Source organism: Mesomycoplasma conjunctivae (genome assembly GCF_000026765.1).
Lineage (GTDB): Bacteria > Bacillota_I > Bacilli_A > Mycoplasmatales > Metamycoplasmataceae > Mesomycoplasma > Mesomycoplasma conjunctivae.
The window spans coordinates 672140-697069 of record NC_012806.1; the positions used below are offsets into that span (position 1 = coordinate 672140).

17 protein-coding genes are annotated in these 24930 nt (G+C 28.2%); 3 read left to right on the plus strand and 14 right to left on the minus strand.

Going from position 1 to position 24930, the window contains the following annotated elements:
• Positions 1-56: 56 nt before the first annotated feature.
• Genes MCJ_RS02735 through secDF form a run of 5 tightly spaced genes read right to left on the minus strand, consistent with a single transcriptional unit; the run spans position 57 to position 8671 of the window.
• Complete coding sequence (locus MCJ_RS02735) at positions 57-1688, minus strand: CTP synthase (protein WP_012751767.1); 1632 nt, start codon at positions 1686-1688, stop codon at positions 57-59.
• A gap of 21 nt (positions 1689-1709) precedes the next feature.
• Complete coding sequence (locus tag MCJ_RS02740) at positions 1710-3092, minus strand: APC family permease (protein ID WP_012751768.1); 1383 nt, start codon at positions 3090-3092, stop codon at positions 1710-1712.
• Positions 3085-4800, minus strand: a complete 1716-nt coding sequence (gene aspS / locus MCJ_RS02745; RefSeq protein ID WP_012751769.1) for an aspartate--tRNA ligase — start codon at positions 4798-4800, stop codon at positions 3085-3087. Before aspS ends, MCJ_RS02740 begins: the two co-directional genes overlap by 8 nt.
• Positions 4801-4807: 7 nt before the next feature.
• Positions 4808-6073, minus strand: coding sequence for a histidine--tRNA ligase (gene hisS, locus MCJ_RS02750; RefSeq protein WP_012751770.1), 1266 nt, complete (start codon positions 6071-6073; stop codon positions 4808-4810).
• A gap of 9 nt (positions 6074-6082) precedes the next feature.
• Positions 6083-8671, minus strand: coding sequence for a protein translocase subunit SecDF (gene secDF / locus MCJ_RS02755; RefSeq protein ID WP_012751771.1), 2589 nt, complete (start codon positions 8669-8671; stop codon positions 6083-6085).
• Positions 8672-8858: 187 nt separating this feature from the next.
• Here secDF and MCJ_RS02760 point away from each other — a divergent pair, with 187 nt between their 5' ends.
• Both MCJ_RS02760 and glyA read left to right on the plus strand, forming a co-directional pair.
• Entirely contained in the window at positions 8859-9677 is an 819-nt protein-coding gene (locus MCJ_RS02760; RefSeq protein WP_012751772.1) for an MAGa3780 family membrane protein, read from the plus strand.
• Between the two features lie 15 nt (positions 9678-9692).
• A complete protein-coding gene (glyA, locus tag MCJ_RS02765; protein WP_012751773.1) occupies positions 9693-10952 on the plus strand; it encodes a serine hydroxymethyltransferase in 1260 nt (419 codons plus the stop codon).
• Positions 10953-11056: 104 nt separating this feature from the next.
• Here glyA and MCJ_RS02770 read toward each other — a convergent pair whose 3' ends face one another.
• Genes MCJ_RS02770 through MCJ_RS02785 form a run of 4 tightly spaced genes read right to left on the minus strand, consistent with a single transcriptional unit; the run spans position 11057 to position 15749 of the window.
• Entirely contained in the window at positions 11057-12766 is a 1710-nt protein-coding gene (locus MCJ_RS02770) for a type 2 periplasmic-binding domain-containing protein (RefSeq protein ID WP_012751774.1), read from the minus strand.
• Entirely contained in the window at positions 12751-13575 is an 825-nt protein-coding gene (locus MCJ_RS02775; protein WP_012751775.1) for an ABC transporter permease, read from the minus strand. The genes MCJ_RS02770 and MCJ_RS02775 overlap by 16 nt, the downstream gene beginning before the upstream one ends.
• Positions 13568-14425, minus strand: a complete 858-nt coding sequence (locus tag MCJ_RS02780; protein ID WP_012751776.1) for an ABC transporter permease — start codon at positions 14423-14425, stop codon at positions 13568-13570. The genes MCJ_RS02775 and MCJ_RS02780 overlap by 8 nt, the downstream gene beginning before the upstream one ends.
• The gene (locus MCJ_RS02785) at positions 14412-15749 is read right to left on the minus strand and encodes an ABC transporter ATP-binding protein (RefSeq protein WP_012751777.1); all 1338 of its coding nucleotides are present in this window, start codon (positions 15747-15749) and stop codon (positions 14412-14414) included. The genes MCJ_RS02780 and MCJ_RS02785 overlap by 14 nt, the downstream gene beginning before the upstream one ends.
• Before the next feature lie 471 nt (positions 15750-16220).
• On the opposite strand from MCJ_RS02785, the gene MCJ_RS02790 reads away from it, so the two are divergent.
• Complete coding sequence (locus tag MCJ_RS02790; RefSeq protein ID WP_012751779.1) at positions 16221-18320, plus strand: bifunctional metallophosphatase/5'-nucleotidase; 2100 nt, start codon at positions 16221-16223, stop codon at positions 18318-18320.
• A 66-nt stretch (positions 18321-18386) separates the two neighbouring features.
• Here MCJ_RS02790 and MCJ_RS02795 read toward each other — a convergent pair whose 3' ends face one another.
• The 5 genes from MCJ_RS02795 to MCJ_RS02815 are packed head-to-tail and all read right to left on the minus strand — an operon-like array spanning position 18387 to position 24879.
• Positions 18387-19643, minus strand: coding sequence for an MFS transporter (locus tag MCJ_RS02795; RefSeq protein ID WP_012751780.1), 1257 nt, complete (start codon positions 19641-19643; stop codon positions 18387-18389).
• Positions 19630-20805, minus strand: coding sequence for a hypothetical protein (locus MCJ_RS02800; RefSeq protein ID WP_012751781.1), 1176 nt, complete (start codon positions 20803-20805; stop codon positions 19630-19632). The genes MCJ_RS02795 and MCJ_RS02800 overlap by 14 nt, the downstream gene beginning before the upstream one ends.
• 21 nt (positions 20806-20826) lie before the next feature.
• Entirely contained in the window at positions 20827-21153 is a 327-nt protein-coding gene (gene hinT / locus MCJ_RS02805) for a histidine triad protein HinT (RefSeq protein WP_012751782.1), read from the minus strand.
• 7 nt (positions 21154-21160) lie between these two features.
• Complete coding sequence (locus MCJ_RS02810; RefSeq protein ID WP_012751783.1) at positions 21161-22735, minus strand: HinT-interacting membrane complex lipoprotein P60; 1575 nt, start codon at positions 22733-22735, stop codon at positions 21161-21163.
• Positions 22735-24879, minus strand: a complete 2145-nt coding sequence (locus MCJ_RS02815) for a HinT-interacting membrane complex protein P80 (RefSeq protein WP_012751784.1) — start codon at positions 24877-24879, stop codon at positions 22735-22737. Before MCJ_RS02815 ends, MCJ_RS02810 begins: the two co-directional genes overlap by 1 nt.
• Positions 24880-24930 lie beyond the last annotated feature (51 nt).

The window sequence follows — 24930 nt, forward strand, 5'->3', positions numbered from 1 at the left end:
TTGAAATATTATATTTATAAATTATACAAAAAATGGTAATAGTCTTTTTATTTTTACTAATTTTGTTTATATTTTTTACTAATTGCAGCTTTAATAAAGGCATCAAAAAGTGGATGTGATTTTAAAGGACGAGCTACAAATTCAGGATGATATTGAACACCTATATAGAAGGATTTTGAGTTGTCTTCACAAGCTTCAACTAGGTTTTGCTCAGCTTCTAGACCGCTAAATTTAAAGTTTTGATCTTCAATTTGATCAATAAACTTTCTCACAATTTCAAAACGATGACGATGGCGCTCAATTGTTTCTTCTCTACCATAAATTTGTCTAATTTTACTATTATTAGCAAATTTTATTCGGTGTCCACCTAAACGAAGGGTTCCACCTATTGATAAATTAGCTCCATCTTTGCGATTAAAATCTAATATGCTCACTTGATTGGGAAATTCTTGAATAAATTCAGCAGAATTTGCATTTTTAATTCCACGACGGCGTGCTTGTGCAACGCTCATTGCTTGCATTCCTAAACAAATTCCGAAGGTAGGGATGTTATTTTCATGACAAAATTGAGCCGATTTTACTTTATTTTCAAAGCCGCGAGCACCAAAACCTGGTAAGATAACTACCCCATCATAATTGTTCAAATCAGTGATATTAAATTCAGTATTGTCATCTGAGGTGTCAAAAAATTCTAATTGCACTTCAGTTGATTGGTAGGCACCACTGATTTTAAAAGCTTCAATAATTGATTTGTAGGCATCTAAAAATTGTGTATATTTACCCAAAGCAGCTATTTTAACATGAAATTGCTTCTTGGCAACAACTTTTTGGTAAAAAGTTTGCCAAGAAGCTAAGTTAGGTTTTCTGTAATCAAGTTTAAAGTGATCAAAAATTAAATCTAAAATTTTTGTCTCACTTAACATCAGTGGTAATTTATAAATGGTATCTAAATTAGGGATAGCAATGACTTGATTTGTGTTTAAAAATGAAGAATTGGCAACTTTTTTGGTAACATTTTCGTCAATATTTTTGCTATCCAAACGCAAGAAAACTGCATTGGGTTTGATACCCATGGAAGACAAATTAGCAATTGAAAATTGTGTTGGTTTAGTCTTAAAATCTCCTGAAGTGGCCAAAAAAGGAACATAAGTTGTATGAATAAAGAAGACTTTTTGTTCTTTAGATTCAAATTCAGATTCAACTGATAATTGACTTGCTGCATAATAAAAAGGATTAGATTCAATATCGCCAACTGTGCCACCAATTTCTACTAAAATAAAATCAGGTTGATATTTAGTTTCAATATTTTTTAGTCTTAAAATAATTTCATCAGTTACATGGGGAATATATTGAACTGTCTTACCATTGTAGTAGCCTTGACGCTCTTTTTCAATAATTGAAAGCAATATTTTACCACTAGTATGATTGGAATCTTTTCAAAAATTTTGATTTACAAAACGTTCATAATGACCTAAGTCTAAGTCAGTTTCACCTCCATCTTCTGTGACATAAACCTCACCATGTTCATAAGGTGAGAGTACTCCCGGATCAACATTTAAATAAGGATCCAACTTAACAATAAAGACGGAAAAAGAACAAGATTTGAGCAAATTAGCAAGTGAAGCAACTGCAACACCTTTGCCAACTCCAGAGAGCACACCACCAGTTATGAAGATGAATTTTGACATTAATTTTCCTTTATTTTGAGTTTACTTTTTTACTTTTTTATTTAATTGATTATTTAGCTCTTTGCTTTTGTGATCAAATAAATTAACTAGGAATCAAACTATATAACCTAGCAGCATTACAGAAATGTAGGCAATTAGTGGTAAAAATTGTTCTATAGACAGCTTTTGTTGACCAACGATAATAATTTGCGAAAATATCAAAGTAAAAGCAATGGCAATTAGACCAATATAGTAAATAATTTGTTCTCAAAGGGGAATTTTCTCTTCTTTGCGATAAGCTCAAGTTAAAACAGTAATAATTGTTAAAAAGTACTGAATCAAAAAAGCAATATTTCCACTATCTAAAATTTTTCCAAAAGTATCTTTGACACCAAGAGCGGTTGGGATGATAGTAAAAACCAAACTAGAAATTGTTCCAACAAGAGCATAAGTAATAACGGCGCGAGAATATTCGTTGTGTTTGTTAAGATATGCTAATTTGTGAGGTAGAAAACCATCGTTTGAAAGTGCGGCAATAATTCGAGCTTGGGGTGCAATATTACCCAATATACCTGAGATACGATTGAAGGTAATTCCAACTGAAAAAATAGCAAAACCGGTAATTCCTCAAACAAATTTATAAACAAATTCAAGGTTAAATGAACCAAGCTCTTTTTGACTGATACCTATAAAAATAATATAGAAAATAAAATATGAAAAAATGACTATTAAAAACATAAAAATCATAGTTTTTTTAAATCTTGTGGTTCCAACTTCTTTAGAAATTGTTGCAAGTGCTTCAAAACCACCATATGCATAAATAAAGCTCAAAACTGTTGAGGCAAGGGCACTAACACTAATTGGGGCAATATTTCTAAAAGTATCTCCATAACTTCCTGAAGTGGCAATTATATAGATAATTAAAGCAAAACCACCACCTAAAGTTAGTCATTTTATAATAGCAGTTAGCAAAATAAATTTCTTTGATGACTTAAGTCCAAAAGTACCAAGTAAAATAAAACCTATGTATAAAACTAAAGACAAAATTATATATAGCACACTACGATTTGGATCAATATTTGTTAGTAATCTAGAAAGAAAAAGTGGGGTAGTAGCTGAAAATAAAATCATTTGACTAGCTTGGTTTCAACCTTGAAAAAATGACATGTGTTTACCAAAAGTTTTTTTGGCATAAGCATATGAGCCACCAACTTCATTTTTATAGCGATTGCCTGCTCGCGCAAAAGCAAAAATAACTGCTAGGGTAATAAGAGAGGTTAAAACAAAAACTAAGATACCTCAGACACCAATGTTAATTACCTTTGAAATTGTTGCAATAAAACCAAAACCGATAACATAATTTAGACCATAAAGAATGAATTGTTTTTCGGTTAAAGCATGAGTGCTTTTTGATGTTTTATTCATCTATTTTCTCCTTGATATTTTGAATAAAATATTCTTGTAATTGTTGATTTGTTAAATTAGTAGGTGAAGATAAAAGCATATCTTGACCTTTAGAATTGACAGGAAATGCGATTACATCTCGAATCGAACTAGCATTTCGTAGAATCATAATGAATCGATCTAGACCAAAAGCAAAACCACCATGTGGCGGTACTCCATATGAAAAAGCTTTTAGTAAAAAACCAAATTGTTGTTTTGCTTCTTGCTCACTTAGACCTATAATCTTAAAAATTTTTTCTTGAATTTTCTTGTCAACAATTCTAATAGAACCTCCACCTATTTCAAAACCATTTAGAACAAGATCATAGGCTTGTGCGCGTGCCGCTAAAGGATTAGAATCTAAAAGATAAACAGATTCTTTGTCAACCATTGTAAAAGGATGGTGGGCAGCTGATATTTTTTGAGTTTCTTCATCTTTTTCAAACATTGGTCAGTCAATAATTCAAGCAAATTTTAAAGAACTTGTATCAATTAAGTCATACATTTGTGCAATTTTATTTCTGAGAGCACCAAGTGATTGAGTGGTTTTTTCATAACTATCTGAGACAATGAAAAGTGTTCCATTTTGAAATTGGTGTTTGCTTACAAAGTTGCTTATTTTGTCAACCAAACTAGGTTGAGTTTTAAATGAATAAAAATCAACATTTGCATTTTTTATATGGATATATAAGAGTCTATTTGCTTTATTTTGAACAATAATTTCAGATAAAATCTTGTAATCTTGTTTAGAAATGTGTTTGTTTTCTAAGAAAACAACTTTAGTTTTACCACTAAACAAAAATTCTTGATCATCATCTAATTCGCTAGCATCGATTAGGTAATTTTTAAAACGAAGATCAGGTTTGTCTGAACCGTATTTATCAATGGCTTCCTTGTAACTAATTTGGGGAAAATCCTCATTAAATTGAAAATCAAATTTTCTAAGACTGTGTTTTACAAGTTGCTCAATATTTTTTTGGATGCTCTCAATTGTTGGAAAAGCAAATTCCATATCTAATTGAGTAAACTCAAATTGACGATCTTTTCGAAGATCTTCATCACGAAAAGCGCGTGCAAATTGAAAATAGCGATTAAAACCTGAAACCATTAATAATTGCTTATACAATTGTGGTGATTGTGGTAAAGCAAAAAAATGATTTTGTTTACGAGTTGGTACAATAAAACTTCTTGCTCCTTCAGGTGTTGATTTGGATAAAATTGGGGTTTCAATTTCGACAAAATCATTTTCATAGAGAAATTGACGAATCTGGTGTATAAATTTGTATCTAAAAATTAGATTTTGCTTCATTTCGTTACGTCTTAAATCTAAAAATCGATATTCAAGACGTAAATCTTCATTAGCATTTATATCATCTTGAATTTCAAAGGGTAGTTCATTTGCTGGAGAAATTAATTCTATTTTTTCGGCAATGATTTCAAGATTACCATTTGGTATTTTATTGTTGATATTACTGCGAATAACAACTGTACCATAAACAGAAATGACAGATTCTTTTTTAATTTCAGAATGAGCAATGTCTTTGGGCACAACAACTTGAACAATACCTCAATAATCTCTTAATTCAATAAAAGTTTTATCTTTAAACTTACGAAAATTTGAAGCTCATCCAAAAATTCTAACTTTTTGGTTTATATAATATTGACTTAACGATTGGTTAGTGATTACCATTTTTCTCCTAGAAATTAAAGTTTTTTAAATTAGAAAGATCACTAATATTGAAAACTTTATTTTCATTAGTTTCAATTTTCTTACATGTAATAGTGTTTTCTAGTTGGTTTTTTTCAAAAAATAATAAATATTTTGTCTTTGTTTTTAAAGCTTTTTTAAAGCCTTTTGTAAAAGAAGTGGGTTTTTTATTGAATTCAACAACATAATTGTTATCCCGAAGGATTCGGGCAATTTCATTTAGTTTTTCAAGTTCAGCAAAGTTAAATGAAAGGCAATAAAAATCTATTTGATGTTCTTTTTTATAGTTAGGAAGTTGAATTTCTAAAAAACGATCAACACCAAAGCCAAAACCTATGCCTTTGGCAGCTGGCATACCAAAATTAGCAATCAAATTATTGTAACAGCCACCACCTAAAATAGTGGACTTTGTACCTAAAAATGGTGAATCAGCAATAAATTCAAAGACTAAATTATCATAATAATCTAATCCACGAACAAGATTATAATCAATTTCAAATTGAATTTGATTACTTTTTAATAATTTGTTAATAAAATTAAATTCTTCTTGTTCTTCAGGTGTATAAAATGCATTAATTTTTGGTGCATTTTTAACAAATTCTTTCTCAGCATCAATTTTATCATCTAAAATTCGTAATGGATTTTTAGCTAATCTTTGTTGTGAGGTAGAACTTAATTGCGAACTGTATTTTAAAAAATATTGCTTAAGTGCTAAAATGTATTGTTTTCTTGTGCTTCGACTTGCTAAGAAGTTAATTTTAATTTTATAATTAGAAAAATTAAGTTCTTTTAGCATTTTGATAGCTAAAAGTAGTACTTCAATTTTTTCATATGCTGAACTGCGAAAATCTTCACTTAAATTAATAAATTCAAAACCTGCTTGATAGAACTGACGATTACGACCTTTTTGCGGATTTTCATAGCGGAACATTGGACCAAAATAAAAATATTTTTTATTTTCAAGGTAAATTTTATTTTCAACAAGTGCCCGCATTACAGGAGCTGTTCCTTCTGCTCTTAATGACAAACTTCGATTTGATTTGTCTTTGAATTCATAGAGTTCCTTACTTACTAAATCAGATTCATCGCCTGATGTAAAAAAAACTTCACTAAATTCAAAAATAGGTGTCTCTATATATTTATAGTTAAATAAGTTAGAAACTAAGAAAATTTTATCTCTGATTTCTAAAAATAAATTTGCACGCTGCCCATATAAATCATATGTTCCTTTGGGTCTAATATTAATATTTTTCATTACTAAGCCTTATTTTTCAAAATCATTTATGTTTGCAAAAGTTTGTTCATAAACTTTTTGAACACCTCAAAAACGGCTATCAATCCTTTTTTGTTTTCTTCTGTTTCTAATTATTTCAAAACGAATTCATAAATTAGTTGCAATAAATAGTGATGAATAAGAACCAATTAATACACCAATCAACATTGTAATACTAAAGATGATATCAATTGATTGATAGAAAATTAAAAGAATAATAATGGTAAATAAAGTGGTAAGTGAAGTTAAAAGTGAACGTTTTATAGCATCTTTAATAGCTTTGTGTGCTACTTGTCTAATTTTTTCTGGGGTATAAATATCGTTATGTGGAATTTCTTTAAAAATATTTTTGATTTTATCAAAAATAACAATAGTATCATTAACTGTATAACCTATTAATGTTAAGAATGCAATAATTGCTGTTGGTGAAAATTGAATTCTAGCAATAATCATCAAAAGGAAAATCATAGCAATGTTAAAAAGTAAAGATAAAATAATAGATAATGAATAAGATCATTTGAATCTTAATAAAGTAAATATAGTTACAAAGAGAAGTGCAATTGCTATTGAAACCACAGCATTTTCAACTAGTTTTTTGGCTTCTTCATTAGAAATACTATAAGTAGTTATTTCTAAATTAGAAAAATTATTTGTTAAATTATTAGTGATTTGCCTCAATTGGTTTGTAATATCACTTTGGGTTCGAACTTCGATGTTATAAAGACTTGATTGCTCGTTTAGTGGTTTTAATAAAATCTGTGAATTTGAAGAATTTAATCCTTGAGTATTTAAATAATCAATGATTTTTTGTCCTTTTTTAGCATCAATAAGATCAAAATTTTGATCATTATTTGATATTGTTAGACTAGTTCCTGAGCTAAAATCAATTGATAAATTAAGACCTGAAGCTGGATTTTTATAACTAGCTGCAAAGGCAATGAAAACTATAATTGCTGCTCCTAAAATTATCAATGGTGCTCATTTGCTATATTTATATATTTTAAAATAATCAGTCTTACTAAAAATTGATTGATAACCACGGCTATATTTTTGAATATATTTTGATTTAACACCTAATAATTGTGGTTTTGTTTGTAAAAAAGGAATTTTTAAAATAAAATTAACAAAAAATTTAGTAAATGCAACTGTTACAATTAGTGTAAAAATGATTGAAAAAATAAGTGTTATAGAAAAACCTTTTATACTTTTTGTACCAAAATAGAATAAAACAAGTGCGGCTATCAATGTAGTTACATTAGAGTCAATAATAGTTTTCAAAGATAATTTATTAGCCTGATTATTAGCTTTTAAAACACTCTGACCACTATAAACTTTGTTTTTAAAAATTTCAAAACTAATAACATTAGCATCGACATTCATCCCAATCCCTATGACTAAGGCCGAAATGGTGATAGGTGAATATTCGCCACGAACTATTGTGAAAAAAAGTAAAGTTAAAAAAACATACAAAGCTAAAGAAATTGTAGATACAACTCCTAAAACCCCATAATTAACAATCATAAAAATAGCAATCATAACTAATGATATTCCAATAGCTATCCACCCTGCAAGAAATGCGTAATCAGATTTAGATTTACTAACAAATGAAGCAGAAAGAAAATCTAATTTATAGTCAGCTATTCCATAATTAATATTAAGTGCTAATTGTTTAGCTTCTTGTGAGGAAAAATTACCACTAATTACAAAAGAAGACCCATTTAGAGGGCTAGAAACAGTGGCCTCAGAAATTAAATACTTTTTAGCATCAAATTGAAATTCCTTCAATTTAGGTTGCAAAAATCTATTTTGACCTAGTGGTGTAGGTTGAACACTTTCACCAACATGTATAAAGTTGTAAATATTTTCTCCAGAATTTTGTCATTCATTTGGAAATTTAGTTTTTGCTAAATTAATTAATTCAGAAATATTTGATCAAATTCGAATGCGATTTTGACCAAAAGGTTTTTTAGAAACATATTCTGTGGCTTTAGTTCACTCAAGTTGAGCTTGTTTGTCTTTAAGACTAATACGTACTTGATTAGCTTGGGGTTGATTTGGATCTGTTTGTGAAACAGCAGAATCAGGTGCAAAAGGAACCAATCAATTAGTTTCATCGCCATCTTTTAATGATATATTTGGATTAAAAACACCATCATAAAAAAGTGGTTTATTATTTGTATCAGTTACAACTAAAAGTGGTTTAGTTACAATTTCGTTAATAAAATCATTTAATTCTCTATTATCAGAAATTTTATTCCTAGAAATTCTAATTCTTCCCCCACCTTCTGTAAAAACAGAGGTACCATTTAAGCTAGCTCCACCTGTTAAACGTTGAAAAATTGCTGAATCAGCTTGTTTAACAATATTGTTATTTGGAACTTTTTCATCAAGTGTTTTAACTTGAACTAAAACTTCTGCTCCACCACCGTATTCTATAGAACGATTTATATTTTGTGCAATGTAATAATTAGCAACAAAACCTATGCCTATTGAAAGTAATGATGCACTAAAGAGGGCAACAAAAATTTTTTTTCAGGTATTTAATCTAAAAATTGATTTAAAAAAATTACGAATTTTCATTGTTATACCTCCTTCTTATTAAATAAAAAAATAATTATACTAAAATTTTTAATTTTTTTATATTTATTAACTGTTTAATTTTCAAAATTAGAAAATTTATTAGGCACTTTTTAGTTAATAAACATTTAATATTTTAATAAAAAAATTTATATTTTGTTAAAATTTTATAAACTTGAAAGGAATTATTATGAAGAAATTTTTAAACCCTAGTAAAAATCTTGAAGATAAAAATATTAAAAACATTTTTATTGTAATAGGTATAATAATTCTAATTACTACATTAGCATTTTTAATTATGGATGCTATTGTAAAATTACCCAATGAAATTGAAAAGACATTTTCTGGGACATATGTTAGTTTTAAACATATTTTAAAGGGTTTTAGCCTTATCACATACTTTACAAATCAGTCAAACATCATTCTAGCTTTAGCTTTTCTAGTTTTAGGAATATGACCAAATAAAAGGGTTGCAAGAAACTTCTTTTTTTCATCAATCATATGAATCTCTATCACTTTTGTAATTTATTGGGCACTAATATCTTGAAATACTTCTGCCTGATCACATGTAGCAGCAGCTTTTGAATCTATTTTTTTACATCTAATTCACCCAGTTATAGGCTTTCTAGCACTCATTGTTTTTAGAAGAGAATTTATAGTAAGTCAACAATTATATTTAAAATTAAGTTTATATATTTTTGGTTACTTTTTCGCGCTTTTAATCCTTTATTTTTCGACATACAAACTTTATACATATCCAGAAGGTAAACACTATCCTAGTGGACAAACTATCTATGACGGTGCTGTTGTTTATAACTTTATTAATTTTAAAAGACCATTTTTTTACAATGGATCTAACTTAGCTCTTATTATAATTTTAGATATTCTAATCTTCTTAATTGCTTTTTTAATACCAATTTCAGTTAGTTTATTTTGACAAATAGTTCTAAAATTACAAGTTGACAAAAGTGCTTCTTTTAAGCAACTTTTTAACAAATTTAAAAGATAGGCAACAAATCCAATAATGAATAAGAAAATCGTTCTTCGTGATAAACTAATTCAAAAAGCAATTAATGGTGAGACCAAGCGACAAGAAGATCACATTGAACTAATAGCTAGTGAAAATTATGTCTCTGAAGATGTTTTAAAAGCAACTGGGAGTTGCCTTACCAATAAATACGGCGAAGGTTATCCTGGTAAAAGATATTATGGTGGATGTGAATTTATTGACCAAATAGAAAATTTGGCAATTCAGCGTGTACAAAATCTTTTTAAAGTAAAATATGCAAATGTTCAACCATATTCAGGCTCAAGTGCAAATGCAGCTGTTTTTGCCGCACTTTTAAAACCCGGTGACAAAATTTTAGGCCTAGATTTAGCAAGTGGTGGTCATCTCACTCATGGTTATAAAGTCAATTTTAGTGGAATGTTTTACAAAGGTTTTACTTACAAACTTGATGAAAATGATTTACTAGATTATGACGAAATTGAAAAAATAGCTTTAGAGGTAAAGCCAAATTTAATTATTTGTGGTTACTCAGCTTATTCAAGATTTATTGATTTTGCACGTTTTCGCAAAATTGCTGATAAGGTCGGAGCTTATTTATTAGCAGATATCGCCCATATTGCTGGTTTAATTGCAGGAGGTGTGCATCCATCACCTGTTAATTTTGCTCATGTCATGACAGCAACTACCCAAAAAACGCTGCGTTCTGCTCGTGGTGGTCTAATTATGACAAATGATGAGCAAATGATAACAAAAATTAACAAAGTTGTCTTTCCAGGAACTCAAGGCGGACCTTTATTTCACAGCATAGCCGGCAAAGCTGTCGGTTTTTACGAAGCAGAGCAACCTTGGTTTAAAGATTATGCAAGAGCAATTGTAGAAAACTGCGATTTTTTTGCAAAAGAATTTATCAAAAAAGGTGCCCGAGTTGTATCAGGAGGAACTGATAATCACCTTTTTGTAATTGATGTGCAAAAATCTTATCAAATAAGTGGCAAACTAGCACAAAATATTTTAGAACAAATCAATATTACTACCAATAAAAACACTATTCCTAATGATACAGCAAGTCCTTTTGTAACTTCAGGTCTTAGATTAGGTACTGCAGCAATGACTTCACGTGGTTTTACAACAAAAGAGTTTAAAATTATTGCTCAAATTATTGATGAAGTACTCAAAATTAAAGATTTAAACAAAAAACAAATTCAAGATTATAGACAAAAAGTATTAGCTCTTACCAAAGAATTTCCAGTCAAAAGATCTTACTGACCAGAATAATAGAAATAAAGCTCTTAAAATACAAAAAAGTGTTTAAAAATAAACACTTTTTTGTATTTTTAAATTGTACAAACTTTGCAAAAAGTCTATAAATTTATACATTTTTAGCTTTTAGTTTTTAAATTATAATATGTTCGAATAAGTGATTCTAATCGTTCACTAAAAGGTTTGATAAAAGTATAATTAATATTATATCTACCTTCATCAATATTATCCTCAGTTGGCATATTACCATAAAGGGTTTGTTGTTCTTGTTGTGTTAAATAAATATTGAGTGATCTCAATGTCTTGACATCTGTGGTTTTACCAGCAACTTGATCATATTTTAAATTTTCAATATCATTAATGATATTGCCATCTTGATTTAAAATTATGCTAATTTCTTCATCATCTTTTGCTTTTTTCACAGTAGCTGTTTCATCGTTAAAATAGAATTTTTTAAAAAATTCAAAACTTTTTTGAAAAGTAGGGGTGTAATTAATAAAATTAAAATTGGCAGCAAAAGGGATGGTATCAAAATCAAAAGTGTAGCCTTTTCCTTGTTTTTGTTCATACTTTTCACTCTCATTGTTTAAAAGATAATTGTATTCAACATCGACTAATAATTCTTTGAGCTTTTCATCTAGACTATATTCTTCACCTTTGAAGATACTATTATATAAAGTAGTATAAAATTTATCAGTAGTTTCTTGTGGAGTAGATTGCAAAATTATTCAACCATCTAATAAAGTTAAATTATTTTTTGGTCTAATAATTCTAATGGTTTTTTCTTCTTCTAAAATTTCATAATTATCTTTGGAATAATTAGCATCAAGAGCATCGCCATTGTATAAATAACCAACATCTTGATTAAGACTTGGATCAATTAAGGAATTAGCAAGATCGAGACCTGAAGTTTTAAAGACATTATGCTTTAAATTTGTATAAGGATAGCCACTAATTTCACTAATATAATTAACAAAACTGTCAACAATTTTTTGATAATTATTTTCGTCAATTACATCACCATAGTTACCAAAATTTTCTTGTCCAACTAGCAAATTATCACGCATGGCTTCAGTTCATTCGAAAAAACTATAACCATTGTTTCGCAATGACTGACCAATTCCTTTCAAACTTTGATCATCAAATTTAATACCTTGATTTTGAATTTCATCTTTTTGTTTAGTAGTTCAATTGTTCATAAATTGACGTAAATTGACTATTTTTTCATCTTTTTGATAGTCTCCTATTGTATAGGCAATAACTTTATCTTGAGTATAATAAGGTATAAAAAATTCTCAAAATCTATCTTTGATACCATCGTGATCTATGTCAATGTCATTTCCTTGATCATCTTTTAGAAATTTATCATATTTGTCGATGTGTTTAATTACTTCTTTTCGAAACATTTGTTCAAAAGCGGCTCTTTTTTTATTGTTAAAAGCTTGTTTTTGTTCTAGAGTTAATTGATAATAATTTTCTGGAAGAGCAAAAGCCTGGGCAACATATCAGTTTTTAAAAAGTTTAGAATAATCTATTTTTTGTAATAATTTTTTTTGTACCAAACGGGCAATTTGAAAATCAGAGCCAACTCCGGCAATTGTTCGGTTATCTTCAATTGCTTTGGTAAAATCACTAACATCACCAAATTCACGGTAATTGAAGTCCTTAGATATTTCTCGACGAGCAAAATCAGAAATATAAGATTCATAATTATAAACAGCGGGTTTAAAAGGTGAATGAATTTTATAGTAGGAAATTAGACTAATAGCAACACCACCTGATAGGAAAATCAAGGTTTTTGCTAAAAAATTAACTATTTTTTTCTTCATTTTCTTTCCTTTTTAGTATTTAAATAAATTCAAAAAATATTTCCTAGGACAACGAAAGCCAACATAAATACACCAAGCATTAGTGCTCAAGTTTTGAAGGTGCCTTGATAAAGCAGAGTCCCAACTGTTTGGGCATTTGATGTTATTTTAGTGATGATAAAATCGTCAAAGGAGAGAAAACTTACCACTGCAAAAGTGGAAATCACAGATGATGACATGTGTTTTAAATAAACTAAAAATCAGCTTTTTAACTTTGAATAGCCAAGATCTTGTGAAGCTTCAAACAAAGTTTGGGAAAACTTTTCACTACGAGGATAGAGTAGTAAAATTCCATATGGTAAAGTCATAACAATGTGAGAAACAATAGCGCGAAATAAACCTTCATATGAAGCAGAAAGTGCGCCAAAAAGTAAAGATAAAATAATTGCCATTGAAACTGCAGTAATCACATCTGGATTAATAAGGGGAATATTAGAAGTTAAATTAACATATGTTTTAGCACTTTTATTTTTTTGTCTTCAGAGCGAAAAAACAGTAAGTAGTGATAAACTAACTACCACAAAGGAAGTAATAAGGGCGATAATGATAGAATTTAAAAGCCCACTTGCAAAACTTTCAGTGCTCAAATCATCAAAAGCTTTCAAAGAAAACTTATTTCAACTAGTAGAAACGAAACCTTTTTTTGAAGGCGCATTAAATGCAAATATGCTCCCTGTAAAAATCGGGATATAAAAAATAATTAATAAAATTCAAATGTAGGATTTTTTTAAAATCTCATTCTTGTGAAAAAAATCAATAATTTTAGTCATATTTGAATCCTTTTATTTTCATAATAATAATTGGTGTTACATAAATTAATGCATATATTCCTACAAAAACTAGCAAAGTAATCAATACTAATGAGGAAACACGTGCTAAATCAAAAGGATTGGCTGCATTGGCACTATTGTTAATTAAATTTCCAATTAATTGATTTTGTGAACCATTTGGTAATAATTTATCTGAGATAACAATTGAAGTAGCCGCCATTAGGAAAACTAGGGCAATTCCAGAAAAAATTGCTTTAATACTATAAGGAACTACAACTTTAATTAGTGATGAAAATTTATTATAACCTAAATCGGATGAAGCCTCTAAAAGTGAAATTGGCATATCACGGAAAACTGAATATAAAGGTAAAACCATAAAAGGGAAATTTAAAAAAATTAGACCAACTAGTAAAAAATAGTTATTATTAAGATCACTTTCATCAAAGAGAGCTAAAAAAAGTGCCCGCAAGGAAAAAACCTTAGCAATTGTAAAGATAATTAGTGGTGAAATAATCAGCGAAAGTGAATAGATTTTGAAGACTTTTGACTTTGATCTAACAATAAATCAAGCATAGGGAAAAGCTAAAATCAAACAAATAAAGGCACAAATAATGCCAACAAGTACCGATCTAAGAATAATTATTCAAGTGGTTTTATCTTTAATAAGAGTAAAATTGTCAAAATTTTGGTGATTTTGAGACACCGGTGTGACTGCTTTAATAAATAACAAAATTAAAGGAATCACTATAAAAATCAAAGCAAAAATAAGATAAGGAATTACTAAAGAAAGTCGTAAATTAAGTGATGAGACTCATTTTTGATAACTTAATTTTAAGTTAAATGTCTTCATTTTCCTTCTTCATTAAATGAATTGCATCATCATCTCATTTTAAAAATACTTTAGTTCCTTTTGCATAAAAGTCATTAGTTTCAACGTGAACAATTTGACCTTTGATATCGACATCTACCTGATAATATGATCCTTTGTAAATATTAGAAATAATTTCTCCACTAAAGAAACCAGATTCTAAATCAATATCAATATCTTCTGGACGAATAAGGGCGTCAAGAGCTTCTCCAGGTGCAAATTCTTTGTGAATAGTATAAACTTGCTCGCCAAGGATTTCTACCTTGTTACTTGTAATAAATTTTGCTTCAAAAAAATTAGAATCACCTATAAAATTAGCCACTCATTTGTTGATAGGGTAGTCATAAATTTGTCTTGGTTCATCGTATTGAGCAATTTTACCATTACGAATAATAGCAATTTTATCTGATAGCTGTAGTGCTTCATCTTGATCATGAGTAACAAAAATGAAGGTAAGACCTAATTTTTGTTGAATTTCTTTGAGAAAAATTTGCATTTTTCTTCGAATTTTAGCATCAAGAGCTGAAAGTGGCTCATCTAATAAGACAATTTCAGGTTGGATAACTAATGAACGAGCTAATGCAACGCGTTGTTTCATACCACCAGAGAGTTGATTAATTGATTTATTTTCATTGCCGGTAAGACCTACAAGTTCAATAATTTGCTTGATTTCTTCATCAATTTCAGTTTTAGTTATTTTTCTTGTAAGATATTTTTTTTCGAAATTTTCTACTTTACTAGCAACATAATTTTCCCAATTAGAAAACTTAAAATCTGAATCATCAAGTTTATTTTGTATTTTTTGTCTTTCCTTTTCTGTTAAATTGGGATTTTCTAATTGTTGTTCTAAATCATCTTGTAATTTAGTTAATTTGGCAATTTTTTGATTTTGTAATTTAATTCACTGCTGTTTTTTTTGTTCTAATTTATCAAGAATTTGTTGCGAAATATCTTCTTTTTTCTTCGGATAGCGCTTTAATTTCAATCCAAACTCAATGTTACCACGCACTGATAAATGAGGAAAAAGTGCATAATCTTGAAAAATAGTAGCAGTGTCTCTTTTATGAGCCGGTACATCTTTGATATCGATACCTTCAAATTTAATCTCACCACGAGTTGTTCATTCAAAACCACCTATTAAACGTAAAATGGTAGTTTTCCCAGATCCTGAAGGCCCTAAAAGTGTGACAAAATCACCTTTTTTGATGTCTAAATTAATTTGGTCTAGAACCTTTTTTTCACCAAATTCTTTATCAACATCAACAAGTGAAATAATAATTTCATCTTTTTTTATAATATTATTCATTAAAATAAATTCTCCTAAAATATCAATTTATCTTTGTTAAAAAGTTGATAAAAAAATATTATTAACAATAATATAAATTACTATTTATTACTAAAAAACTTCATTTTTGAAGAATTTGTATAAAATATTCTTCTCTAATGAAGAGAAATGGGGAATTTATCAAAAATATCTTGGCTTGTTTGTTCAAGAAAAAAAGGTAAATCACAATAAGATAATTTACTAATTTTATATAATTTATAAATATATAAAAAAATTTTTCCTAAATCCATAATTTGTAAAATTATAATAAAAAAATTGGACTTTTATTATAATTTTTTTATCTTTTTTTCAAACTATTATTTTTAAATAAATAAATTTTTAATAAATTGCAATTAGAAAACTAAAAAACCTATAAATTTATAGACTTTTTAATAATAAAAATTTTTTAGTGCTAAAATCAATAATATAATAAGTTAATTTTAAAGGGGGAATATGAAATTAAAAAAATTAATTGTTGGTAGCCCTATAGTTTTGCTACCTAGCGCTATAATTGCAAGTTGCACACCAAATCAATTTAGCTCTGTTGAACTTAGAAAGCAATATCATCAAAATAATGCTGAATACAATAACAAAATTAAAGAGTTTGGCAATAAATTGAACCAACTAAAAACCAACTATCAAAAAGCAAAAACTGATGATGAAAAAACAAAAATTGAAAACTCAATTTTTGATCTTTATTTTCAATCACACCAAATTTTAAAACCTTTGGTACAAAGATATAATTATTTATTTAAACTCTTACGTGATGCTGAAAAGCGAGAAAATTCAACACTTAAGACCATCAAAATTTTTCACTCAAATGATGAACATGGTCGACTAGAATTTAATGATGGTAAGTTTTCACGTTATGCCGGATTAGTAGAAACCTCAAAATATTTACAAGATAAACAACGTGATTTGTTAATCTCTGCTGGTGATCTAATTCAAGGACTACCACTTTCTGATTCAGATAAAGGAAAAACAATGGCTGAGGTTGCAAAATTCATGGGTTATGACTCAATTGCTGTAGGTAATCACGAATTTGACTATGGACTGGATTGAATTTTGCAACTTAATAAACAAGTTTCGCAAGAAAATCATGGTGTTAAAACACCTTTTATTTCAGCTAATATTTATTATCGTGACTATAGTAATTCTCAAGAAAAACCTCAAAATTATGAGCAATCCAAAGTAGGAAAAAGAGTTTTCCAACCTTATATTATTAAAGAATTATCAAATGGAATTAAAGTGGCTATTTTTGCACTTACCACTCCTGATACAGTCTTTACCAGTCATCCACGAAATTCTCAGTTAGTTGAATTTCGTGATCCAGTTTCTGAAGCTGAAAAGGTAATTGGCGAAATTCGACAACAACATCCAGGTGTTAACTTTATTATCTCTAGTGTCCATTTAGGAATTGGGCGCAACAATGTTAAATGAACATCAGAGTATCTCGCTCGTAATGTAAAAAGTGATTTAAATTTAATTATTGATGGTCATAGCCACACTTATGTAGAAATTAATAAATCTGCCGCTCCTGAGAAAGATATATATTTGACTCAAACTGAGGCTTATACTAAATATCTTGGCGACCTTGATGTTACACTTGATACTCGTAGCGGTAAAATTGTTGAGGTACATCAAGTTTTGAGAAATATTGATCAAATTGAAATTTACAATTCTGATTATCCAAGCAAATTAGTATCCCGTCTTAAAAAAGCATTTAGTAAAGAAAACTCTGTTGTTGCTTTTTCCACCCCGCAAGCTTTTGAACATGTCAGTGTTAAAGAAATTGAAAATACACCCTATGCAATCGGAAGAGTGGTGGCAACTGGGCTTGGAGCTTTGACAGCCAACTCCCTAGCCTGAGGATTTCAAAAAGAAAAAGCTTGAGAATCCCACAGTGGTTATGAAGCTGCAACAATTGATAATTCCATCGGCCTTATGAATGGTGGTGGACTACGTGCAAATCTAAAACAAGGAGATATTACTCGCGAAGAAGTTTTAGCAATTAGTCCTTTTGGTAACCGAATAGTAACAGTGCGACTCAAAGGTGATGTTTTAAAACAAGCACTTGTTTATGGTTTATCTCGTGGTCGTTCAGGTGGTTTTGCTCAACTTTCTACCAACGTCAGTTATAATGTCAAAGTTGAAAAAGGCTTAAGTGAAAAATCTGAAAAAGATCAATTTATTTGAAAACCTATTGCTGATAGCATCAAGATTAATAACAAAGCCATCGATGAAAACAAATACTACTATCTCACCACAAATGATTTTATAACTGCTGGTGGTGATGGTTATAAAATGTTGGATTTAAATGCTAAGGATGCTAAAATTGAATTAGCTTATGAAGGTGAAAAATATATTGATGTTTTGATTAATTTTGCTAAATTAATTAGTGATCAATCTAAAAATTCTTCATTAAAAAGTGAAAATTTTGAACACAAAATTGAAGATTTTGCCAAAGGTGAAATATTTAAAAATCAAAAAGTAGAAATTCCTAGCGCTGCTGAAACCCAAACTTTAGCCGAACCTAACAATAAAGGTGCTTAGATTTTAAAGTTAGCATTTAAGCAAACAAAAAAATCAAGATTTTTAGTCTTGATTTTTTTGTTTTTTTTAACTTTTGCCTTTATTTTTAAACACTTTTAGCGGTTTTCTATAATTTTTGTGAGGATTAAAAATGATAGCCGTCGTTGATAACAACACCAACAAAATTGAGTAAGCAATAAAAGCGTAAATGGTTGCAATTGTTGCTAAATATGTTAGAAAAATAATAATTAATGAACTTGTTATAATTCTAATAGTAAGGGAAATACCGTTTTGTTTATGAAAGTTTTCCTTATCAAATAATTGAAAACTCACTGTATAAAATAAGGAAATAAAAAGTGAAAACAAAAATTGTTGAACTGAAATAATAATTACAAATACGATTAAATTAATAATATCTTTTTTAACAAAAATAAGACTTAAAACTCAAATAAAACTCGAGAGTGACATTAATGCCAAAAGTCAACTAATAGAGATATTTTTAAGTTTGGAAACCCAAAATTGCAAAAGTGAAGCAAGCAATGAAACACTAGAAAAGATAATACTTAAATAAAAACCTCATTCTTGAACTGAGTATTGGGGAAATAATTTAAACATTTGGGGTAAGCCTGAAGTTCGTGGATACAAAATAATTCCAATAATTAATGAACAAGATAGAATAAATAATCAATTATGTTTAAATTTATAGGTTTTTTGATCGTTGTTAATAGTTTTATTTGCAACAAAAACTGTTTTTTCACTGCTCATTTTAATTCAAAAATATAAAAATCCCGAAGTTAAATAAGTAAGAATATTAAAAATAATCATGTAATAAAAATCAAAATATTTGTAAACAAAAAAAGATAAAATTGGCGATATAACAAAACCAATTGCTGTAGCCAATGAGGTAGCAATATTAATTTTTTTAAGTTGCTCATTGTTCTTGGCAATATAATAAACAATATTTTTGATATAAATAAATCGAAATGAATGAATAAAACCAACTGTTGATGAAACCACTATTAGGATAATAGAAAAACTAAAATTATTTCGAATAATAAAAAATAACAATACCGAACTAGCTAGAACAAACGCACTAATTAAATCACAAAATAAGAGTATGGTTTTGTCCTTAATTTTTTTAGTTCTATTAACTATTAATTGACTAAAAAAATAAACTATTATTGAAGGTAGTTGAATCAATAAATAAAGAATGGATACTAGCCAAAAATCACCAGTTATTTTATAAATATATAATGATGAGGCAAATTTAAAAGCTTCTGAACCAATAAGCGAAATTGAAAGGGATGTTGTATATTTGTAAAAATTAGGTTTAAAAGTCGTCATTTAAAACAGCAATGATAAACAAAATATATACAACATTTTTTCAAAAAATAACTCTGGTGTCAAGATTGTTTTTCTTGATTGGTACTATAACGAAAATGCTATTATCTTGATTTTTAAAGCTTTTATTATCTTTATTAATAGTTTCAACTGAAATAAAGTATTTTGTTAATTCTGTCTGAATGCAATTGTTTTTGTCTTCATTTTCAAAAGAGAAATGGGGTTTTTGTACTAAGGGAAAAGTAATATCATAATTAAGGGGTAGCAACACAGGTGATAAATTTAGTTTAGTTTTAAGATCTTGTTTATCCTCATGGCTAATTAATTTATATAATGACCAAATTGTAGTGATAATTGATTCTTCACTGTTAAAGTTTGATATGAAAAACTTGTGATAATTACTAGAAATTTGAGCTTTAATTTCTTCTCTTTTTGCAAGTAATTTATTCATAATTTTAATCATTTTATCAATATCTTTGTTTAACAAGAAAAAATCATAAAATGATTTGATAAAGTGTATAATTTGTGCATACTTTGTATCTACAAAAGTTTCAAACATATTTAGTTCATCCAAAATAATTACCAACATTTTGTCATAATTATAGTATTCAAAGATGAAAAAACTATTTCACAAGCAAGTTTGTAAAAAATTTAAAGCTTGATTGCTAAAAATGGTGTTTTTATCAATTTGCTTAACTCATTTTTGCAATTGAGAAAGCGATCTTGTTAATTTTTCCTGACGATTATGAGGAAAAAATCTGCTATTTATGTAGGAAAAAGCTAAAATTTTTTGAATAATTGCAAAGTTTTTTTGAATAATTTTAATAAATTGAAAATCAGTTTTTTCTAAATAATCAAGAGGTATTTCTTCAAGCAAAATAAACTCTAAATTAATATTGTTAAAACTAAATATACAAAGGTTATCGTCTTGTTTTACTATCTCAAATGATTGGTGATTGTTGAGATATTCAATAAATTTTTGCTTAACACTCATTCTAGTGCTATTTGTAAAGCAAAAATCAAGATCTTTAGGCTCTAGTTCACTAGTTTCATTATAATCAAAAATATAACTACCTTTAATTACAAGATTAACCTGGTTTTCTAGTGATTTAGTGTTGTTGAAATCAAATAATATTTGACTAATTAAACTAATTGTTGTTTTCATATATGAAAGATTAAAAAATTATTAATAATAAGGAATAATGTGAATATGGGTATGAAAAATACTTTGTTCTGCAACAGATTCATTGTTGCTTAACAATTTAAAACCTTTTGCACCAAATTTTTTGACAAATTCAAGTGCTAGTTGGCGAGCTTTTAAAATTAAATAAGTTAAATCTTCATCGCTAATTTCATATAAATTGCGAGAATATTTTTTAGGGACAACTAAAAAATGACCTTTGCTTACTGGAAATTTATCCATAAAAGCAATTACTCTATCATCTTCATAGATAATTTGAGATTCAAGTTCACGATTAATTATCTTTAAAAATAAGTCTTTATTTTCTTGCATGTTTCACCTAATTACTATCTAATTTAATAGAAGAATCAACAGTTTTAATAGTATAACCAAGACCTTCAAAGAATTTTTTGGCATCACCAAAAATAGTATTTTGGTCTGCTAAATAAAGAGAATATGCTAAACGCATTTTTTGCTCATCAGTTTTTCAAGGAGTATTATCTAATGAAAAATAAACCTTAGTTTCGCCTTTATCTGAGGTAACTGCTTTGTCAAATAAAGGTGCTAATTTATTAACATATTTGACCTCAATTTTGTCAAAATTGCTATTAACACTAGTTACACCATCACTGATTTGTTCAATATCTTTTCCAGCTTCAGGAAGATCAGGATTATAGAAAACTGCATTGTCATTTCAATTAATTGCTACAGAATAGTGGGTTTTAATGCCATCATTAAAGCTAATTTCCACTATTGCTGTTGCAGAGCGATTATCTGAGTTTAAATTTGGATAAACACGAACTATTTTATAGGTATTTGAAGCACCTTTAATTGATAAATCACTGATTTTAAGTTGGAATTTATTATTTTTTTTGTCAAAACTATCATTTAAAACAACAGGATATAGTTTAATTGCGTTGATTTGTTGATGTTTAGCTAAATTTTTCGCTGATAGAATTCTCTTAGTCTGTGGATCAAAAAAACCAGATTTAATTTCACCTTGAGACATTAAAAATGAAAGTGAATAATCTAAATCTCCACCATTTGATCCTTGATTATACAAAATGCCACTATAACCTAATAATTTGCTAGAATCGATGCTATCATTAATTGCGAGTTTTTCAAAACTTTCTTCTTTACGAGTGCTTTTAGAATTAATATTATCGCTTCTTAAAAAATTATTAAAAGTGTTTAAATCTTTGACACGAAGTTGACTAAATGTACTAATGTCTAAAGGATCGCTAGATTCAAATTGTCAAACTTGTGCAGGTTGTTTGCTCAATAATAATTGAATAAGGAAAAAATCTTTTGACTTAGGATCAATGCTTTGAAAAATTTGTTGTGAACTAAAGGAAGCATTAGCTCCAATTCCATCTTTGTAGACTTTTGAAGTTGTAATTTGTGACTCATTTAAGTTAATTAGGTAGTTCTTGACTAAAATCATCTTGTTGATAATAGTTTGAATACCTGTTGCAAAATTTTTGTATAAAATTTGGAATCCTTGTTCATTAAATTCTTTATTATAGCCAGCTTGAGTGGTAAGAGTAGCAAAATCAACACTAGTAATTGCATTATTTTCTCTTAATTGTGATAGTAAATTCAAACTATATGTAGGGTTTTGAGCAATTTGATACTTTTGATAAAAATCAAAAGTATCTTTAGCTTCTTTATAAAAAGGAGAATTAGTATTATTAAAACTATCTAGCACTGATGCACCATCAGAATAAAAATTTTGTGACAAAATGTTAGCAACATAAGCATTTTCGATAAAATCTTTAGTTTCTTGGGAAGCTAATTTACGATTTTCTTCTTCTCTTTGACCACTTTGCACATTAATTCCACAAGATATAAAAGTGGCAATAGTTGGTAGTGTGGCAAGACTAAGAAGTGATCACTTTTTTCAACTTTTTTTCATTATTTTTGTCCTTTTCTAACAGAAAATCTAGTTTCTAAATCATCTAAAATTGCTTGTCTTGCTTCTTTATCTGGCACTTTTGTCAATTCTCAACGTTCTTTAGTTTTATCATATTTAAAATCAGCGTTGGAATTATTCAGTGTTACCTGAGTAATATAATTTTGCAGTTTGGAATTAATTTGGAGCACTTGATCTAAAATATAAAAATTTAAATAATTATTAGAGCTTTGTGTTACAGAATTAAGAAAATCATTTTTGGCGGATTCGCTAATATTACCTAAATCTTTTACCAAAGTTTGCTTAAAACTATCATCTGTGATGACAAGTGCTTGAATAAAGTCATTGTTGGTAATACTTGAAAAAATTTGTGCAATATCAATAGTCGAATTAATAGAAGAGTCAATTTGATTATTAGCTTTTAATTGTAGTTGCTCTTTGATTATTTTAGCAAATTGTTCATAAGTATCAATTTTGTCATAAGCAATAACTTTAAGTCCTTTAGAATCTAAAGCTATTTTTAATTGATTAGAAATTTTATAAATAGTTTTTAAGCGATCATCTGAGTCAGAAGCTGCAAAAGTTTTTTGAAAAGCTTTACCAGCTTCACGTAATTGGTTTTCACTTAAACCTTGAATAAAATCCTTTAATTTACGGTTAATTTCTTTGATTTGACTTAAATCTTTACCCTTAAGAGTAGATGTTTCAGGAAGTAAATTTTCATTGTTTTTGAAAACATATTTTTTAATGTTTTCAAAAAGTGTTTTGCTTAAAATTTGACTATTGTCTTTAGGACTAAAAATGTCATCTAGAAAAGCTAAAATATAGCTGGCATCATTATTATTGAGAACACCTTGAGCACTAGCCAAAGGAAGTTGACCTAGATTTTTAGCACGATTTTTATTGCCATCATAATCTAATGTGGTTAGTAAAATCTGATCATTTTTATTTTGGTCAACGTCTTTAGATAAACCACCTTGAAATTTTTCCAGCAGTTCTAAATTATTGTGCACTTCATTAGTTGTAGCTGTTTGATCAGAAGGTTTAATTGGTTTGTAGGCTAAAAGTTGTTCTAAAGCTGTTTTATCAACACTTCAAGCATTTTTAAAATCTTGTGCATTAGGTTTGGCATTAATGCTAACTTGAGAAATATTGAAAAATTGGAAGTTATTTTTCAAAGGTGCATTGGCACTAAAATATAACTCATCAATAATATTTTTAGGATTAATATATTTTTTAATAAATGATTTAGTAATAAAAACTGCAACTTTTAAGTTTTTATCATCTTGATTATTGGTATTATTTTTTTGTCCACTTGCATTAACAATGTTTGCAGATTCAGCATTTTGACCAACTACGATGATATCTTTAAATAATTTGTCACCTTTTTTAAAGACAATATTACCATTTTCGTCTTTAATATCATCTTTGAGAATTCGATTTTCTATGTCATTAAGTGTAAAAGTTGTATCAAAAGTCAACTTAAAACGTGCAAAAGCAGTATCAACAGCTTTGCTAATGGCTAAACTATCAAGCGCTTGTTCAAAATTAACAGCACCATTATATCTAGAATCTGTGTTTAAATATTTGTTAAATTCGCTTTCTCAATTATCAAAACCAAAAGTGCGTTGATATCTAGAGCGCTCATCTTCTAAAAATTTTTTTTCAGATTCACGAATTTCAGCAAAACTTCTAATAGTAAATCTTCTTGAATTGCCTTGAGTCTCAGATGTATTTGTATTTTCTCAAGCAGCATTGAAAACCTTAGAAGCTTCATATTCTTGGTTGTATAAGAATTCGATTAACGATTTTTTTGCTTTATCTAAATTTTCTCTTTGCACATTTGAATCAGATTTATAATTGCTTAAAATTGTGCCAATTGTTAAATCCTTGTCACCTTTTGGGCTTGAAAAAGTTACACCTACCTCCTGAGGATCTCTCAACTTACTAATGGTAGTTGATTGTGAGGCAGCAGAGATAGGAATTCCAATTCCAAGACCTAAAACCAAAGCAAAAGCTGATACACCTAAAAGTGAATAGGAAACTTTTGCCTTTGTAGATAAAGGTTTTTTTTCTTTTGGTGCCTTAGCATCCTTGTTATCAGAGTTTAATTTAGCAATTTTTTTAAAAATATCTTGTTTTTTCATTCTTTCTTGCTTCTTTCGGTTTATTTTCTTTTAATTTTGTATAATTTTACT